The organism is Thioalkalivibrio sp. ALE21 (assembly GCF_003208255.1).
Classification (GTDB): domain Bacteria; phylum Pseudomonadota; class Gammaproteobacteria; order Ectothiorhodospirales; family Ectothiorhodospiraceae; genus Thioalkalivibrio; species Thioalkalivibrio halophilus.
The window spans coordinates 165,079-182,699 of record NZ_QKMA01000002.1; the positions used below are offsets into that span (position 1 = coordinate 165,079).

16 protein-coding genes and 3 tRNA genes are annotated in these 17,621 nt (G+C 67.0%); 16 read left to right on the forward strand and 3 right to left on the reverse strand.

Annotation, left to right across the window (positions count from 1 at the left end; all coding sequences use genetic code 11):
• Nucleotides 1-71 precede the first annotated feature (71 nt).
• The 11 genes from D893_RS02445 (at nucleotide 72) to D893_RS02495 (ending at nucleotide 8,609) form a co-directional block, all read left to right on the forward strand.
• Nucleotides 72-599 carry a YceD family protein gene (locus D893_RS02445; protein WP_167769397.1) on the forward strand — a complete coding sequence of 176 codons (528 nt, stop codon included), beginning with the start codon at nucleotides 72-74 and terminating at the stop codon, nucleotides 597-599.
• A gap of 104 nt (nucleotides 600-703) precedes the next feature.
• On the forward strand, nucleotides 704-901 hold the full coding sequence (rpmF, locus tag D893_RS02450; protein WP_018869358.1) for a 50S ribosomal protein L32: 198 nt from the start codon (nucleotides 704-706) through the stop codon (nucleotides 899-901).
• 93 nt (nucleotides 902-994) lie between these two features.
• Nucleotides 995-2,023: a phosphate acyltransferase PlsX gene (gene plsX, locus D893_RS02455; protein ID WP_018946053.1), complete on the forward strand. Its 1,029-nt coding sequence runs from the start codon at nucleotides 995-997 to the stop codon at nucleotides 2,021-2,023.
• Nucleotides 2,020-2,982, forward strand: a complete 963-nt coding sequence (locus tag D893_RS02460) for a beta-ketoacyl-ACP synthase III (RefSeq protein ID WP_018869360.1) — start codon at nucleotides 2,020-2,022, stop codon at nucleotides 2,980-2,982. Before plsX ends, D893_RS02460 begins: the two co-directional genes overlap by 4 nt.
• Before the next feature lie 13 nt (nucleotides 2,983-2,995).
• The gene (locus D893_RS02465; protein ID WP_018946052.1) at nucleotides 2,996-3,472 is read left to right on the forward strand and encodes a CYTH domain-containing protein; all 477 of its coding nucleotides are present in this window, start codon (nucleotides 2,996-2,998) and stop codon (nucleotides 3,470-3,472) included.
• Nucleotides 3,465-4,130, forward strand: coding sequence for a uracil-DNA glycosylase (locus D893_RS02470; RefSeq protein WP_110619070.1), 666 nt, complete (start codon nucleotides 3,465-3,467; stop codon nucleotides 4,128-4,130). The genes D893_RS02465 and D893_RS02470 overlap by 8 nt, the downstream gene beginning before the upstream one ends.
• A gap of 7 nt (nucleotides 4,131-4,137) precedes the next feature.
• Nucleotides 4,138-5,964, forward strand: coding sequence for an excinuclease ABC subunit UvrC (uvrC, locus tag D893_RS02475; RefSeq protein WP_110619071.1), 1,827 nt, complete (start codon nucleotides 4,138-4,140; stop codon nucleotides 5,962-5,964).
• Nucleotides 5,965-5,970: 6 nt separating this feature from the next.
• Nucleotides 5,971-6,522, forward strand: coding sequence for a CDP-diacylglycerol--glycerol-3-phosphate 3-phosphatidyltransferase (pgsA, locus tag D893_RS02480; protein ID WP_018946049.1), 552 nt, complete (start codon nucleotides 5,971-5,973; stop codon nucleotides 6,520-6,522).
• A 65-nt stretch (nucleotides 6,523-6,587) separates the two neighbouring features.
• Nucleotides 6,588-6,663: transfer RNA gene (locus D893_RS02485), tRNA-Gly, on the forward strand.
• 78 nt (nucleotides 6,664-6,741) lie between these two features.
• Nucleotides 6,742-6,815: transfer RNA gene (locus tag D893_RS02490), tRNA-Cys, on the forward strand.
• 174 nt (nucleotides 6,816-6,989) lie between these two features.
• Complete coding sequence (locus D893_RS02495) at nucleotides 6,990-8,609, forward strand: methyl-accepting chemotaxis protein (protein ID WP_018946048.1); 1,620 nt, start codon at nucleotides 6,990-6,992, stop codon at nucleotides 8,607-8,609.
• 101 nt (nucleotides 8,610-8,710) lie between these two features.
• Here D893_RS02495 and D893_RS02500 read toward each other — a convergent pair whose 3' ends face one another.
• The gene (locus D893_RS02500) at nucleotides 8,711-9,235 is read right to left on the reverse strand and encodes a hypothetical protein (RefSeq protein WP_024328827.1); all 525 of its coding nucleotides are present in this window, start codon (nucleotides 9,233-9,235) and stop codon (nucleotides 8,711-8,713) included.
• Nucleotides 9,236-9,447: 212 nt separating this feature from the next.
• Here D893_RS02500 and D893_RS02505 point away from each other — a divergent pair, with 212 nt between their 5' ends.
• Nucleotides 9,448-10,635 carry an NAD(P)/FAD-dependent oxidoreductase gene (locus tag D893_RS02505; protein WP_077243776.1) on the forward strand — a complete coding sequence of 396 codons (1,188 nt, stop codon included), beginning with the start codon at nucleotides 9,448-9,450 and terminating at the stop codon, nucleotides 10,633-10,635.
• Nucleotides 10,636-10,643: 8 nt separating this feature from the next.
• On the opposite strand, the gene D893_RS02510 is transcribed toward D893_RS02505, so the two are convergent.
• Both D893_RS02510 and D893_RS02515 read right to left on the reverse strand, forming a co-directional pair.
• Entirely contained in the window at nucleotides 10,644-11,498 is an 855-nt protein-coding gene (locus D893_RS02510; RefSeq protein WP_018946045.1) for an OmpA family protein, read from the reverse strand.
• Between the two features lie 3 nt (nucleotides 11,499-11,501).
• Nucleotides 11,502-12,314, reverse strand: coding sequence for a MotA/TolQ/ExbB proton channel family protein (locus D893_RS02515; RefSeq protein ID WP_024328824.1), 813 nt, complete (start codon nucleotides 12,312-12,314; stop codon nucleotides 11,502-11,504).
• 131 nt (nucleotides 12,315-12,445) lie between these two features.
• Between D893_RS02515 and D893_RS02520 the strand changes: the two genes are divergently transcribed.
• From D893_RS02520 to D893_RS02535, 4 genes are all read left to right on the forward strand, one after another.
• Complete coding sequence (locus D893_RS02520) at nucleotides 12,446-13,030, forward strand: LemA family protein (protein WP_018946043.1); 585 nt, start codon at nucleotides 12,446-12,448, stop codon at nucleotides 13,028-13,030.
• Between the two features lie 12 nt (nucleotides 13,031-13,042).
• Nucleotides 13,043-15,019, forward strand: coding sequence for a M48 family metallopeptidase (locus D893_RS02525; RefSeq protein WP_110619072.1), 1,977 nt, complete (start codon nucleotides 13,043-13,045; stop codon nucleotides 15,017-15,019).
• 24 nt (nucleotides 15,020-15,043) lie between these two features.
• Nucleotides 15,044-15,130 (forward strand) — tRNA-Leu (locus D893_RS02530).
• A gap of 227 nt (nucleotides 15,131-15,357) precedes the next feature.
• The gene (locus D893_RS02535; RefSeq protein WP_110619125.1) at nucleotides 15,358-17,532 is read left to right on the forward strand and encodes a diguanylate cyclase; all 2,175 of its coding nucleotides are present in this window, start codon (nucleotides 15,358-15,360) and stop codon (nucleotides 17,530-17,532) included.
• Nucleotides 17,533-17,621: the final 89 nt, after the last annotated feature.

The window sequence follows — 17,621 nt, forward strand, 5'->3', positions numbered from 1 at the left end:
GTTTCTGTTTCGGTTTGACGCCCCGTTCGCGCGCGCGCATAATCCGCGCCCTTGTACACGGTCCCGTTTGTATGAGCCGCGTCCCCGCCTCACTTGATCCGCAGCAGCCCCGCGTCCAGCAGCGCGAGTTCGTCATGGACGCGCTCGTGCCCGGCGATCTGCCGCGTCTGCGTGCCGAGTCGCTGGAGGGTCATCCGCTGCATGTGGCGGCGCGGTTCGAGATCCGGCGGGGGGCGCTGGGCGAGCTGCGGCTCTCCGGGACCATCGAGGGCGAGCTGTGGCACGAGTGCCAGCGCTGTCTGCAGCCGATGGCCTGGCATTTCCGCCTGACGCCGGATGCGGTGCTGGTGCCGCTGGAGGGATCCATCGAGGGCCTCGATGCCGGTGACGACTTCGTCGAGCTGGATGCCGAGGGCCTGCTGCGCCCGCGCGACTGGGTGGAGGAAGAGGTCCTGCTGGCCTGGCCGCTGGTGCCGCGCCACGAGGACTGCAACACCGGTCGGACGGACGAATTCGCCGAGGGCGAGGGACGCGAGAATCCATTTGCGGTGCTGGCCGGGCTGAAGGACGACCTCGCCGGCCGCGGGGACGACTCCTGACCCGACCGCAGGTACCGGGGCGGGCATTCGCCGCGGTGAAACGCTATACTGCCGCCCGTTTTACGGGCTATCCGTACCAACTGGCTTCAATCTGGAGATTCATCATGGCCGTTCAGCAACGCCGCAAGACCCGTTCCAAGCGCGACATGCGCCGTTCCCACGACGGGCTCAAGGGCGCGACCCTGTCCACCGATCCGACCACGGGCGAGATCCATCGCCGGCATCACGTGACGCCGGATGGTTTCTACCGCGGCCGTCAGGTCGTGCAGCAGCCGGTCGAAGTCGACGACGACGAAGACTGAATTGCAGGACATGCGGGGGCCATGGGGTAACGGGCCTCGTGGCCCCGTTGTTTCCGGGGAGCCCCGGTTCCGGCAGCCACAACGGTACTCGGCATGAGCAGCAGCTACACCATCGCCCTTGACGTGATGGGCGGCGATTACGGCGTGCCCGTGGTGCTTCCGGCGGCGCGTCAGGCTCTGAAGGGCAAGGGTGACTTCCGGCTGCAGCTGGTCGGCGATCAGGCGGTGATCGAGCCGGAGCTGGAGGACTGGAACGCTGCGGAGCGTGAGCGGGTGGAGATCGTCCATGCGTCCCAGGTAGTGGGCATGGAGGAACTGCCCGCGGTCGCCCTGCGTACCAAGCGGGACTCCTCCATGCGGGTTGCCATCGACCAGGTGCGCAAGGGCGAGGCCCAGGCCTGCGTGAGCGCCGGCAACACCGGTGGACTGATGGCCACCGCGCGTTACGTGCTCAAGACCCTGCCCGGGATCGACCGGCCGGCAATCGCCACCGCCCTGCCGTCGATGAACACCCATACCCACATGCTGGATCTGGGCGCCAACGTCGATGTCGAGGCCGAGCACCTGTATCAGTTCGCGGTGATGGGCTCGGTGCTGGCGAAGGCCGTGGACGGCCTGGACAGCCCGCGGGTCGGTCTGCTGAACATCGGCTCGGAGGCGATCAAGGGCAACGACCGCGTGCGCGAAGCTGGGCGCATGCTCGAGGAGTCCTCACTGAACTACGTCGGTTTTGTCGAGGGCAACGATGTCTACTGCGGTGACGTCGACGTGGTGGTGTGCGACGGCTTCGTCGGCAACGTCGCGCTGAAGACCAGCGAAGGCGTGGCGAAGATGATCACCAGCAACATGAAGGCCGAGTTCCGCAGCTCGCTGTACTCGCGTCTGGCCGGGTTGATGGCCCTGCCGGTGCTGCGCCGACTGCGCCAGCGGTTCGATCACCGGCGCTATAACGGCGCCTCGCTGCTGGGGCTGCAGGGCATCGTGATCAAGAGTCATGGGAGCGCGGATTCGCTGGCCTTCGCCAATGCCATCCGCATCGCGCGGATCGAGGCCGAGGCCAATATCGCGACCCGCATCGACAAGCAGCTGGAGCGGCTGCTGCGGCAGGAGACGCCGGAGTGAACCACGCCCGTATTGCCGGAACCGGGAGCTACCTCCCCGAGCGCATCCTCACCAACGAGGAACTGGAATCCATGGTCGAGACCTCCGACGCCTGGATCCGCGAGCGCACGGGGATCCGCGAGCGGCACATCGCCGCGGAAGAGGAGCTGACCTCGGATCTGGCGCTGCAGGCGTCGCAGCGTGCTCTGGATGCAGCCGGCCTGAAGGCCTCCGACCTGGACCTGATCCTGGTGGCGACCACGACGCCCGACCAGATCTTCCCCAGCACCGCCTGTATCCTGCAGGCCAAGCTGGGCATCGGTGGCTGCCCGGCGTTCGATATCCAGGCGGTGTGCAGCGGCTTCGTGTACGCCCTGGCGACCGCCGACCGTTTCATGCGCAACGGCGGGCCACGGCACGTGCTGGTGGTGGGGGCCGAGACGCTGTCGCGCATCACCGATTACACCGACCGCTCGAACTGCATCCTGTGGGGCGATGGTGCCGGCGCGGTGGTGCTCTCGCGGTCCACTGATCCCGGCATCATCTCCACCCACCTGCATGCCGACGGCCAGCACCGGTCCCTGCTGGAAGTCCCGGGGGGCATCTCGCAGCCCGGTGACAACCCCGATCTGGACTTCATCCGCATGGAAGGCCGGGCGGTGTTCCGCGTGGCGGTCAATACCTTGGACCAGATCGTCGACGAAACCCTGGAGCACAACGGGATCGACAAGTCGGAACTGGACTGGCTGGTCCCGCATCAGGCCAATATTCGCATCATCCAGGCCACCGCGAAGAAGCTGAACATGTCCATGGATGACGTGGTGGTCACCGTGGATCGACACGGAAACACCTCGGCGGCCTCGGTGCCGCTGGCGCTGGACACGGCGGTACGCGACGGACGCATCAAGCGCGGGGACCTGATCCTGACCGAGGCCTTCGGCGGCGGCTTCACCTGGGGCTCGGCCCTGATCCGCATGTAGGGGAAACACCGACATGGGACGCGAAATCGAACGCAAGTTCCTGCTGGCAGGGGACGGCTGGCGCGAGCAGGCGCACCGGTCCTGTTACATGCGCCAGGGCTACCTGTGCGGCAACGAGCGGGCCTCCATCCGGGTGCGGGTGGAGTCGGGGGCCGCCAACCTCAACATCAAGAGCGCGACCCTGGGTGTGGAGCGCGACGAATACCAGTACCCGGTTCCGGAAGCCGAAGCACACACAATGCTGGATACCCTTGCCGGAGCGCAGGTGGAGAAGACCCGCCACTGGGTCGATCACCACGGCTGGGTGTTCGAGGTGGACGAATTCCACGGGGCGAATGCGGGGCTGATCGTCGCCGAGCTGGAACTCGACGATGCGGACGCCGAATTTCCGCGTCCGGAATGGCTCGGCGACGAGGTCTCGCACGATCCGCGCTATTACAACACCGAACTGGCGCGCCACCCCTACAGCGAGTGGGAGCGGGGTGAGTAACCCGGCGGAGGGGGCGCCGCCTCCGGAACCGTCCGGAGGGTTTGCCCCCGACTGTCGGCGCTGTTCCCGCCTCGCGCAGTTCCTCGACGAGGTACGTGCGGAGCACCCCCGCTACCATGCGGCTCCGGTGCCGTCGTTCGGACCGGTCGATGCACGGCTGCTGATCGTTGGTCTCGCCCCCGGAATGCACGGGGCCAACGCGACGGGGCGGCCGTTCACCGGCGATTATGCCGGCATCCTGCTGTACGCCACCCTGCACGAATACGGATTCGCCAGCGCGCCCGAGAGCGAACGGGCGGATGACGGTCTGGCGCTGCACGACTGCCGTATCACCAATGCGGTGAAGTGTCTGCCGCCGCAGAACCGTCCGACCACCGCCGAGATCCGCGAATGCAACGGCTACCTGGCGGCGGAGATCGCCGGGGTCCGTCCGCGCGTGATCCTGGCGCTGGGCAAGGTCGCCCACGACGCGGTGCTGCGCACGCGCGGGCTGGCACTCGCCCGGCACCCGTTTGCCCACGCCGCGGAGCACCGGCTGGATGACGACACCGTGCTGGTGGACTCCTATCACTGCTCGCGCTACAACACCCAGACCGGGCGCCTGACCCCGGCGATGTTCCGGACGCTGTTCGCCCGCATCCGTGAACAGGTATCCTGACAGCGCCATGAGCGCGCCAGAGACCGGATTCGACCCCGAACCCTTCCTCGAGAACCTGACCCGTTCGCCCGGCGTGTACCAGATGCTGGACGTGGACGGGAAGGTGCTCTATGTGGGCAAGGCCCGCAACCTCCGCAGCCGCGTCACCAGTTATTTCCGCGGCGGGGATGACCGCGGTCCGCGCATCCGTTCGATGGTGCGGCAGATCGCGGACATCCGCATCGCGGTCACGCACACCGAATCCGAAGCGCTGCTGCTGGAGGCCAATCTCATCAAGCAGCACCGGCCGCGCTACAACGTGCTGCTGCGCGATGACAAGAGCTACCCCTATATCTTTGTTTCCGGACACGAATATCCGCGTCTGGGGTTTCATCGCGGGGCGAAGAAAAAGGGGGTCCGCTATTTCGGGCCCTATCCGTCGGCCGGGGCGGTGCGCGAAAGCCTTGCACTGCTGCAGAAGCTGTTTCAGGTGCGCCAGTGCGAGGACAGCGTGTTCGCGCATCGCAGTCGGCCGTGCCTGCAGTACCAGATCGGTCGCTGTACCGCCCCCTGCGTGGACTATATTTCACCGGAGGAGTACGCCCGCGACGTCGAGGCCAGCGTGCGTTTCCTGGAGGGTGACAGCGAGGCGGTGATCGGTGATCTGATGGAACGCATGGAGTCCGCCTCGGCCGCACTCGAGTTCGAGAAGGCGGCGCGCCTGCGCGATCAGATCGGCCGGCTGCGCGAGATCTCGCAGCAGCAGTTTGTAGCCGGCGGCGAGGGCAATGCCGATGTGATCGCCCTGGCGCAGTCGGGCGGGAGTTTTGCGGTGGAGGTGTTCTTCGTTCGCAATGGCCAGAATCTGGGCAACAGTGAACTGTTCCCGGACGTCCCCGAGGCGGCGGGCCACGACGAGATCATGGCTGCGGTCCTCGCCCAGTACTACGCCGAACGTGAGCCACCGCCGCAGGTGCTGCTGTCGCACGCGCCGGAAGGGGCCGAGGCCCTGGAGACCCTGCTGGGCGAACGCCGCGGGGCACGCGTGCGGCTGGCTTGGTCGCTACGAGGCGAACGCGCCCGCTGGGTCGACATGGCGCAGCGCAACGCCGAGCAGGCCCTGAAGACCCGGCTGGCCAGTCAGGCCGGGCAGACCGCACGCCTGGATGCGCTCACCGCGGAGCTGGAACTTGAGGCACCGCCGCAGCGCATGGAATGTTTCGACATCTCGCACACCCGCGGCGAGGGCACCGTGGCGTCCTGCGTGGTGTTCGGGCCGGAGGGGCCGATCAAATCCGATTACCGGCGCTTCAACATCGAAGGGATCGAGCCGGGTGATGATTATGCCGCGATGCACCAGGCGCTGAGTCGTCGCTTCGCGCGGCTGAAAAAGGGCGAGGGCCGGGAACCGGACATCCTGTTCATCGACGGCGGCAAGGGACAGGTGACCCAGGCGCTGAACGTGCTGGCCGATCTGGGGCTGGATCACATCCGGGTGGTCGGGGTGGCCAAGGGCGAAGAGCGCCGGCCCGGCATGGAAACCCTGGTGTTGAGCGGGGTGGAGGCGCCTTCTATACTGCCGCCCCATTCGAGTGCACTGCACCTGATTCAGCAGATCCGTGACGAGGCCCATCGTTTCGCGATCAGCGGTCATCGGGCGCGGCGGGCGAAGGCGCGCAAGGAGTCCACCCTGGAGTCGGTCCGCGGGCTGGGGCCCAAGCGTCGCACTGCATTGCTCAAGCACTTTGGCGGGCTGCGCGGGGTCTCCCGCGCGGGGGTCGACGAGCTGGCCAAGGTGCCCGGCATCAATCGTCGCCTGGCGCAGGCGATCTACGACCGGTTCCACGAGGCCTGATCCGACATGTTTCCACGACTCCCCACCTGGCTGACCTGGTCGCGCATCGTGATGATCCCGCTGATGATCGGGGCCTTCTATGCGTTGCCGATGCCGGTGGCGGGGATCGTGGCGGCCATCATCTTTGCGCTGGCCGCGGTGACCGACTGGCTGGACGGTTATCTGGCCCGGCGCTGGTCGGTGACCAGCCGCTTCGGTGCCTTTCTCGACCCGGTGGCGGACAAGCTGATCGTCGCCGCCGCGCTGGTGCTGGTGGTGGACCACAACCCCGGCCTGGGGCTGGCGCTGGCCGCGATCGTGATCATCGGCCGCGAGATCGCGATCTCGGCGCTGCGTGAATGGATGGCCGAGGTCGGAACGAGCGCGAAGGTGGCCGTGTCCTGGATCGGCAAGTTCAAGACCAGTGCCCAGATGGTGGCCATCTTCCTGCTGCTGTGGGCCGAGCCGGTGGCGGGGTTGTCGCTGTTCCTGATCGGGGAATGGCTGCTGTACCTGGCGGCGGTGCTGACGCTGGTGTCCATGGTGCAGTACATGCTGGCCGCGGCCCGGGACGCCTGAACGAATTTTTTGTATCCGGTGTTGACGACGCCGGCGCTGTCTGTAGAATACGCATCTGTCGACGGGCGGGAATAGCTCAGCTGGTAGAGCACAACCTTGCCAAGGTTGGGGTCGCGAGTTCGAATCTCGTTTCCCGCTCCAAACGATTTCCCGAAGCCCCGGCACCGCCGGGGCTTTCTGTTTCGGCGGCATCCATGACCGTCGAACAAGCCTTGCCCCGGCTGGGTGGCAGAGTGGTGATGCAGCGGACTGCAAATCCGCGTACCTCGGTTCGATTCCGGGCCCAGCCTCCATCTTCGATTGCAGGCCCGCCGGCTTTATGCCGGCGGGCCTTTTCGTTTGCGGGGTGCCTGCCGGGTCTTCGCAGGTCCCTTCGGCCATTCAAGGTTGGGGCCGAACGGCCGAAAACCCGGATGGAGGCGCCGGTGAGTCCGGGCGCCCGCAATCCATGACCTCGGGGTAACCGCATGCTGCGTCGCCTGTACGATCTTCCCATCTGGCTGAGGCTGCTCGGCGTCATCTGGCTGATCCTGGTCTTCGTCTGGTCCGGCATGATCGGATGGGCGGTGCTGGAGCAGCGTGACACCGCACAGGAGCAGGCCGGGCATTTTGCCGGCAGCCTGCACGAGATGACCTGGGCCGGACTGACGACCCTGATGATCACCGGCACCATGGACCAGCGTCACGAGTTCATGGAACAGATCCAGGAAATGGGCAATGTGCGGGATCTCCGTGCCGTGCGCGGCGACGGCGTGATCGAACAGTGGGGTGAGGGGACGGAAGAAAGCGCCCCCCGTGATGAAATCGAGCGCGAGGTCCTCGCCGGTGGCGAATCGTTCGTCAGCGTGGACCGCGAGACGGACGAGCTCCGCGTGGTCATGCCGATCCGCAATGAGCGCGACTACCTGGGGCGCAACTGCATGACCTGTCACGGGGTCGCGGAGGAAGGCGAGGTTCTCGGGGCCACGTCCATGCGTCTCGACATGACCGAGGTGCACGAGGGAGCGACGAATTTCGGGATCCAGCTGTTCGGCTTCGCGATCCTGGTCAGCCTGCCGCTGCTGGGTGCGATCTTTCTGTTCATCCGCCGTTTCGTTACGCGCCCCCTCGCCGAGATGACGGAAGGGCTGCGTGACATCGCCGGGGGCGGGGGCGATCTGACCCGGCGGCTGGACGTGCACGGCGATGACGAGGTCGGGCGTGCGGCCCGGGCGTTCAACGACGTGATGGAACAGTTCCGCTCCCTGATCGGTGCGGTGGTCGGTTCCAGCGGGCAGCTGACTTCGGCCGCGGAAGAGGTCTCGAACGTGTCCGATCGCACGCGCGAAGGCGGGGATCGTCAGCGTCGGGAGATCGAGCAGGTGGCGACCTCGATGAACGAGATGACCGCCACGGCCCAGGATGTGGCCCGTAACTCGCAATCGGCGACCGAGGCGGCACACCGCTCTCTGGAATCTTCGCGCAGTGGCCAGGAGGTGGTGCAGCGGACCGTAACCGGGATCGAGCAGCTGGCCTCGGAAGTGCATCGTGCCGCGGAGGCAATCCAGCGGGTCGAGCAGGACTCGGAGAGCATCGGCAAGGTCCTGCAGGTGATCCAGGAGATTGCCGAACAGACCAATCTGCTGGCGCTGAACGCCGCGATCGAGGCCGCACGTGCCGGAGAGGCGGGACGTGGCTTCGCGGTGGTGGCCGACGAAGTGCGGGCCCTCGCGTCGCGTACGCATGAATCCACCGAGGAGATCCGGCGCACGGTCGAGACCCTGCAGGGGGGCACGCGCAACGCGGTGGAGGTGATGCAGGCCGGCGAGGAGCGGGCGCGCGCGACCGTGGATCAGGCCGGCGAGGCGGGTTCGGCGCTGGATGATATCCGCGAGGCGGTGCAGTCGATCACCGAGATGATTGACCAGATCGCCAGCGCGGCCGAGGAGCAGAGCCAGGTCGCGGAGACCATCAACCGCAATGTGGCGACGGTGACCGAAGAGGCCGAGCAGAACGCCGAGGGGGCGAGCCAGGCCAGTGATTCGGCAGCGGAACTGATGCGCCTGGCGCGCGAACTGCAGGAGATGACCCAGCGCTTCCGCGTGTAAGGGTGGCCGTCCGCCGGAATGGTGCAGGTGGGGGTCGCGGCAGGTCCGGTCGGTCGAGACCGTGCGCTGCCCGCCGGGCCGGTCGGCGGGCAGCCGCGGTGTCAGACCTGAATGTCGAGGGTGGAGCCCGCGGTGTTGATGCCACGGTTGTCCATGGTGCCGTCGGGCATCAGGGTAGCGGCCAGATTGTCTTCGGCCACCTGCTCCTCTTCGCGGGCGGCCAGCTGGACGGATCGGTCGTCACCGTTGTTGCCGGCCCCGTCGACGCTGCTCGCCTCGTCGGTGGCGCTGACGGCGTTACCGCCCTCGGGCCCGTTGATGGCACCGGCGGCCGTGGCCCCGCCCGTGGCGTTTGCTTCCTGGGTGCCGCTGGCCTGCTCGATGCCGCGCGCGGCCGAGGGGGTGTCGGCCGCCTGGGGCGACGGGGCGGTGGCGCCCTGGCTGGCGCCGACGGACGTGGCCTGACCCGGCTGGGCCGGTTGTGCTCCGGAGCTGGCCTGCGGGGCCTGGGCCGATCCGGGCTGCTGAGCCCCCTCGGCACGATTCTGGGCCGGATTCTGGTTGGCGTTCATGGCGGCGGTCTGGCTGGCCATGGCGGCCGGATTGGGTCCGATCCCGTTGATCATGGGTCGCTCCTGTTCAGGTTCGCTGTCGGCAGGGCCACGCAGGGGGTATGCCCGGAAAGGTGCGGGAGAGACGCACGAAATCAGCTTGCAAGCCCCCCGAGGCCTTTCCGGATACGAGTATAGTACAGGGAACGGGTTCCATGCCGGCAAGTTGGTGCCTGTCCGGCGGCATGGATCCGCCCGCGCGGCCTGCTCGGGTAGAATCCCCGCCCATGAACGAATCGACGGAAATCTTCGATGTGGCGGTGATCGGGGCCGGGGCCGCGGGCATGATGTGCGCGGCGGTGGCGGGAGCGCGCGGGCGCCGCGTGGTCCTTCTGGATCACGCGGACCGGGCCGGCAAGAAGATCCTGATGTCCGGGGGCGGCCGCTGCAACTTCACCAACATGGAATGCGGGCCGGACAACTTCCTGTCCGCGAATCCGCATTTCGTGAAATCGGCCCTGGCCCGTTACACGCCCTGGGATTTCGTGGCCCTGGTGGCGGCGCACGGGATCCCGTATCACGAGAAGAAGCTCGGTCAGCTGTTCTGCGACCATTCGTCGAAGGACATCGTGCGCATGCTGCTGGACGAATGCGCCGCGGCCGGGGTGACCCTGCGGACGTCCACGCCCGTGGAGGTTGTATCCGATCAGGCGCCGTGGCGCCTGCGCACGCCGTCCGCGGTCATCGAGGCCGAGTCCCTGGTGATCGCGACCGGCGGCTATCCGATCCCGCGGATGGGCGCCACGGGCTTCGGCCTGGACCTGGCGCAACGTCTGGATATCCCGCTGGAGCCGACGCGGCCCGCGCTGGTTCCGCTGACCCTGGACGGTGACGCACGCGCGGCGGTCGAGGCGCTGTCCGGCATTGCGCTGGACGCGGTGGCCGAGGCGGGCGATGCGGGCTTTCGCGAGAATGTGCTGTTCACCCACCGGGGCGTGAGCGGTCCGGCGATCCTGCAGGTTTCCTCGTACTGGCAGCCGGGGCAATCGGTGACGGTGGATTTCTTCCCCGGCGAGTCCCTGGAACAGGGGCTGCGCGCAGCGCGCGAAGAGACGCCGAAGCGCCAGCTGCGTCGGGTGCTGGGCGAATGGCTCACCCGGCGGGTCGCCCGGCACTGGCTGGATCCGGAGGTGGCGGAGCGGCCGCTGGAGCGTTTCTCCGACGCCGACCTGGCCGCGCTGGCCGGTCGTCTCCAGCCCTGGGTGTTCACGCCGTCGGGGACCGAGGGCTATGCCCGTGCGGAGGTCATGGCCGGGGGCGTGGACACCCGCGCGCTGTCGTCGCGCACCTGCGAGGCAAAGGGATACCCGGGGCTTTATTTCATCGGCGAGGTGGTGGATGTCACCGGGCATCTCGGGGGCCACAATTTCCAGTGGGCCTGGGCCTCCGGTCACGCCGCCGGCGAGGTCGCCTGATCCGGGTCTCAGGAGTCGGCGGGGGTTTCGAGCACGATGGATACGCGGCGGTTCTCCGCACGCCCTTCGGGGGTGTCGTTGTCGGCCACCGGTCGGGTGTCCGCGTGGCCGACCGCCTGCAGGATGCCGGGGTCGATGCCGCGGTCGACGAGATAGCGCACTACACCGCTGGCGCGCGTCGAGGAGAGTTCCCAGTTCGACGGGAAGCGCGGGGTCGCGATGGGCACGTTGTCCGTATGGCCCTCGATGGTCACGCGACCCTCGTGTTCTTCCAGCAGCGGAAGGAGGTCGTCCAGCAACGCCTGCCCGTCGGCGGCCAGATCGGCCTGCGCGGTGGCGAACAGTATGTCGTCCTGGATCCGCAGCTCGATGCTGCCGGGCTGTTCGATGACCTCGACGCCCTCCGGCGCGCGGTCGCGCATGTCGCGGACTGCCTCGGGATCGGCCTCCGGCGGCGGGTCGTCGGCCGGGGTCGCCACGGGCGAGGGCGGATCGGCGGCCAGCGGCGGATCTTCGACCGGCCCGGGGGGCACTTCCGGGGCCTCGGGTGACAGCCGGAACAGCCGCGGATCGACCAGATTGGAGAGGTCGCGATAGACCAGCTCCACCGGGTCGTCATCGGCGGCACGGATGCTTTCGTCCCGCGGTTCGGCGAAGGTCAGCATGATCACGAAGACCACGATCACCAGGGTCAGGACGTCGAGGTAGGTCAGGATCCAGGCGTGTTCGTCCTCGCGCAGGCTGTCGGGGCTGCGCCCGGTTTCCGGCGCCAGCGCATCGCGCGCGAGGACATGATCCCCGTCGCGGGACCGAGCCTGGTCCCGAGCGGATGCGGCCGGTTCCGGTTCGCCGTTCGTGGCCATGGTTCAGCGCCCGCCCGCTCCTGGTTCGTCTTCCTCGGTCGGCGGAACCTGACGGATTTCATCGTGGTGGTTCTCGGCGAACGAACGCAGGGTCTCGCGGATGTAGCCCGGGGTACGCCCCTTGCGCATCAGCATGATGCCTTCCAGCACCATGGTCATCACGACCACGCGTTCCTCGGTACGGCGTTCCAGCTTGATGGCAATGGGGCGGAACACAAGGTTGGCCAGCAGGATGCCGTAGAAGGTGGTGATCAGGGCAATGCCCAGGTTCACGGCGATTACCGCGAAATCGTCCGTCTCGGTGGTCAGCAGCAGGTTGATCAGGCCGAGCAGCGTCCCCAGCATGCCGAAGGCGGGCGCATAGGTGGCCATGGTGCGGTACACCTGGGCCTCGGCGAGTTCGCGGGCCCGCAGACGCGCGAGACGCCAGTGCAGCAGATCCGAAACGTCCTCCATGGGCGTGTCGTCGATGACCAGCTGGACCCCGGTCTTGAGGAACGGGTTGCGCAGGCTCTCCAGGCGCTCCTGGACTCGGGGCAGGTTCTGGGCGAACCACAGCCGCGAGACTTCGACGATCTCCTCCATGTCCTGGGTGACGTCGTAGCGCTCGTCGCGGATGACCGTGGCCGCGAGACGGAACACCCGCACCAGCTCATGCAGGGGGTAGCTGAGCAGGGTGGCAGCGAGGGTCCCGCCCACCACGATGCCCAGACCGGGGAGGTTGAGGAATACCAGCAGGTCCTGGCTGGTGAAGGCGATGATGCTGATGAACAGCGCCAGCCCGCCGATCATGCCCAGCAGGGATGAAACATTCATGGGAGCAGTGGCCGGGATTGGATGGACATATGTCCCAAGGATAAACATCCCGCGCCCGCGCGTCGCGCTCGCGAGCCGCCGGTGGAAGGCGTACACTGCCAAGACCTCGTTGCAAGCATGGGAGAAGAGACATGGAATGGGTCCTGCTCGGGATCGTGATCCTTCTGGTGATCTGGGGGGTCTGGACGTACAACCGCCTGGTGACGTCGCGCAATCGCTATCAGAACGCGTTCGCGCAGATCGATGTTCAGCTCAACCGCCGGTATGACCTGATCCCCAATCTGGTGAAGGTCGCGGATCGCTACATGGCGCATGAGAAAGATACGCTGGAGGCGGTCATCCAGGCCCGGAACCAGGCTCAGAGCAGCTTGCAGAAGGCGGCGGCCGATCCTTCCAACCCCGAGGCCATGCGTGAGCTGTCGCAGTCCGAACAGGGGCTGTCCGGCGCGCTCGGGCGTCTGTTCGCGCTGTCCGAGGCCTATCCTGACCTCAAGGCGAACGAAAACATGATGCAGCTCTCCGAGGAGCTGAGCAGCACCGAGAACCGCATCGCCTACGCGCGGCAGGCATTCAACGACGCGGTGATGAGTTACAACATCCTGCGCGAAATGTTCCCCAACAGCCTGATCGCGAACAATTTCGGTTTCCGTCGCGCCGAGCTGCTGGAAATCGAGGATCCGCAGCGCCGGGAGGCGGTCGAGGTCAACTTCCAGTAAGCGAGCCCGACCATGAACTTTTTCGAACACCAGGACCGGGCGCATCGCCGCACCCGGGTCCTGCTGGTCCTGTTTTCCCTGGCCGTCCTGGCCATCGTGGTGGCGATGAACGCGATCGCCCTGCTGTTTCTGGGCCACGATCCATCGGCACAGCCGGGCGAGCCCCTGCAGCTGGACGAACTGGTCCGGAACAATCTCGATCTCCTGTTCTGGGTGACCCTGTTCACGATCGTCCTGATCGGTGGCGCGAGCCTTTACCGGGCGTCGTCACTGCGAGGCGGGGGTGGCCAGGTCGCCCGGGAGCTGGGCGGCACGCGGGTCGAGCCGGACACCCGGGACCCGCTGCGCCGACGCCTGGTCAACGTGGTCGAGGAAATTGCGATCGCCTCCGGGGTGCCGGTACCGGAGATCTACGTGCTGGAGGAGGAAAGCGGCATCAATGCCTTTGCTGCGGGGCATGCGCCGGGCGACGCAGCCATCGCGGTGACCCGGGGGACCCTGGAAACCCTCAACCGCAACGAGCTGCAGGGCGTCGTCGCCCACGAATTCGGGCATATCCTCAATGGCGACATGCGCCTGAACATTCGTCTGATCGGAATCCTGTACGGGATCCTGGTGCTTGCCCTGGTGGGGCAGCGGGTGCTGATCGCCATGCGTTTCTCGCGTGACAGCCGCAACGCCGCCGGTCTGATGGCCGCGGGCCTGGCACTGCTGGTGGTGGGCTACATCGGCCTGTTCTTCGGCCGCTGGATCCGGGCTTCGGTTTCGCGCCAGCGCGAGTATCTGGCGGACGCCTCGGCCGTGCAGTTTACCCGTCAGCCCGATGGCATCGCCGGGGCCCTGAAGAAGATCGGCGCACGTCATGCCCGCCTCGATGCGGACTCCGAAGAGGTGGGGCACATGCTGTTCGCCAGTGGAGGCCTCGGGCGCATGTTCGCGACGCACCCCCCACTGGAGGAACGGATTCGGGCGATCGAGCCGGGGTTCGATCCGTCCGAGTTCGAGCAGGTCGCCCGGCGCATGCGTGAAGAAGCCGAGTCGGGGCAGGCCGCGGCCGAGGCGGCCGCCGAGCAGGAGGAAAAGGAAGACCGGCGGGGCCCCGGGGGGCTGCCCCTGGATGCCGACCGGCTGGTGGACGGCATTGCCGATCCGGGACTGGCGCAGATACTCGGTGCCGGGCTCCTGATGGCCTCGATGCCGGGGCCGCTGGAACAGGCCGCCCACAGCGATGGCTGGGCAGCGGAAGTGGTGCTGTATCTCCTGATGAATGCCGACCCCGATGTGCGTGAGCAACAACGCCTGATGGTCGCGGAGAAACGGGGCGGGGACAGCGAGCGCAGGGTCGGACAGCTGCTCGACATGGTGCCGCAACTGCGTGACGACCTGCGGATTCCGCTGCTGGAGATGGCCTTCCCCGTGTTGCGCCGCCACCCGCGCGAGGAACGCGAGCAGTTGCAGGAGCTGGTGGAAAGCCTGATCCATGCGGATGGCCGGGTTTCGGCATTTGAATATGCCCTGGGGCGTCTGCTCAACCGGCATCTGATGGATGCCGGAAAGCCTGGTGACGACGGTGCCGGTGGACATGGGCGACTCGATCGGCACCACGAAGAGGCCCGGTTCCTGCTGGCCGTGCTCGCGCGTCATGGCCACCCCGGGGACCCGGACGCCGGACGCGCCGCACTGACGGCGGGGATCGAGCGCATCGAGGGACAGGCGCCGACGGCGGTGGATTTCCCCGAAGCCTGGACCGAATCCGAGGGGAGCCGGGCATGGGCGGGAGTCCTCGACCAGGTGCTGGATACCCTCGATGCGCTGCGCATGGCGGACAAGGAACGCCTGGTGCGGGCCATGCTGACGACCGTGACGCACGGGGGGCAGGTACGGACCGCCGAAGTGGAACTGCTGCGGGCCATGGCGGCGTCGATGCACGTCCCGCTGCCGCTGGCGGAATTCGACGCCGGCGAGGAGGGAATGTCCTCCGCCGATTGACGCGGTATCATCCGCCGTGTCTGCGGGGGCGTGGCGAAACAGGTAGACGCAGCAGACTTAAAATCTGCCGGCCACAAGGCCGTGCCGGTTCGAGTCCGGCCGTCCCCACCAGCTTTTCTGCCGGGAATCTGCGCTCTTCCGGCGGAAGGACAACAGGCAATGGTTTTCGTGCCGCTCCCGATGCATTGTGGATTCAAGGGACCCCGTTTGCGGGGACAGGGGAAATGAGCCAGCCGTCCGAAGAAGATTCTGGTCGAAACCCCGGGGCCCACGACGTTGGCGGGATGGTCCTTCACGGGAGTCCGCGTTCCCTGCCACTGGCCGTCGGCTTCGTGGCAATGCTGCTGTTTGCCGGCATGTTCCTGTTGGCGGATCGCGCCTGGGAGCGGCAGCTCACGGAGCGCCATCACTCCAACCTCGCCAGCGAGGTAGCCAGCAAGCGTACGCACCTGGAAAGCGTGATCAACAGTCTGGTTCACGCCACCATCGGTCTTTCGGCCTATGCCGAGGCCCGGCCCGGTCTGGATGTCGAGGAATTCGAACGCGTGGCCGAACGGCTCTATCGCCGGGATCCGGAAGTCTTCCGCTCATTGACGCTGCTGGCAGGTTCCCGCATCCATTTCGTGTATCCGCTGGAGGGCAATCGTGAAGCCCTCGGCCTCGACGTTGCGGAGCACCCCGAACAGGGAGACTCGTTCCGTCGGGTCATGGATTCCGGACAGACGGTGGTGGCCGGGCCCTGGGAACTGGAGCAGGGCGGGGTCGGCCTGCTGGTACGCAGCCCGGTTGGAGTACCGGGCTCCGTTGACGGGGTGACGAACGGTTCGCCGTCTGCCCCCTTGTTCACGATGTCCAGCGTTGCCCTCGATTTCGAGGCGATTCTGGAGCGGGCGGGTTTCGGGCAGGGCAGCGGTCTCGTGCAGCTTGCCATAAAGGGCAGGGACGGGACTGGCGCGCGTGGTGAGGTGTTCCATGATCCGCAGGAGATCGCGGCCGGTCCCATTGAATGGCGCCAGACGGTCAGTTTTGCCGGTGGCGAATGGGTGCTGCTGGCGCGCCCGGCGGAGGATGCCATTCCCACCGCCCGGCCACCGGCCTGGTGGGCCTTCGGGATCGTCGGTACGCTGGCCCTGGGCGGTCTCAGCTGGCGCGTGACGGGATACGTCCGCGACCGTCGTCGCCTTCTGGCGCAATATCATGCACTGGTCAGCAACCTGGAAGATGCCACGCTGGTGGTGCGGGGAACACGGTTGCTCTGGACCAATCCGGCGTTTCGCCGCGCTACCGGGCGCACCCCCGGTGTGCTCGGTACGGTTGAAGACCTTGCTCTGTTTCATCCGGACGATATCGAAGGTCTGCCGGCCGATCTCGACTTCTCCGAAGAAGACCCGGAGCCATCCGGCCGTCAGGTCCGTGTCCGCATGGCGGATGGTCACTGGCGCTTCCATCTGCTGCGCTGGGTGCCGATCCCATGGGAGCAGGGGCAGGCCATGCTCCTCATCCTCGTGGACGTGCACGAAAACCGGATGCTGTTCGAGGCCCTTGCCCAGGCGCGCGACCTGCAGGATGCCCTGTTCGAGGCCATGCCCGGGCACGCGCTGGTCATTGGCGAAGAGGGGAGGGTATATCGCTCCTTCGGAGATGCCTGGGCACGGGGGGAAGTCGACGCTGAGGGGCCCGGGGCGATCGTGGGCCATTGCGTGGAGGAGTTGCTGCCCGAGCCCGTGGCCCGGCAGTTTCTCGCGGTTGTAAGGCGTGCGCTCTCCGAGGGAGCCCTGCAGGAAACCGAATATCTTCTGGACCCGGGCGTTCTGCATCCGGCCGGATCGGCGGAGGGATATGCCCCGGGCGAATGCCGCGAGGACGGGCAACGCTGGTTCGAGGCCCGCGTGCGTCCCATTGCCGCGCATTTCGAAGGCCGGGCGGCGGTGGTCTGGCATGCGCTGGATGTCACGGCCCGCCGCCACCTGGAAGAGCGGCTCCAGACGCTCGCGTGGCAGGATCCACTGACCGAGGCGGCCAATCGTGCGGCGCTGGAACGCGCGTTTCCCCGCATGTCTTCCCGTGCCCGACGCCAGGGCGAGCAGCTGGCCATGATTTTCATCGATCTGGACCGTTTCAAGCCGATCAATGACCAGTACGGACATGCGGTGGGTGACCAGCTACTGCGCAGGTTGTCCGCGGCTCTCGCGGACCAGCTGCGGGCCGAAGACCTGCTCGTGCGTCTGGGTGGCGACGAATTCCTGATACTGACGGGATCCCTCGCCTCACGGGATGAAGTGCCCCCCCTCATCGAGAGGCTCCGCGGCGTCTTCGAAACCCGATGGGAGCTGACACTGGATGACGGTGCGCTGGTTTCGGTCGTCGTCACGGCCAGCATTGGCGTTGCGTTTCATCCGGAGCACGGCGAGAGCCTGTCCGAACTGATCGCGTCCGCCGACCGGGCGATGTACCGGGTGAAGGGGCGGGGACGCAATGCGGTGGCGTGGGTGGAGGGGGACGACGTCCGTTAAGGAAACACTGATCGGGATTGGCACTCCCGGTTCCCCGATCCTGCGTTGCGTCGCTTGCAGGCGGAGTCACTACCCGCTGCGCGACGCGC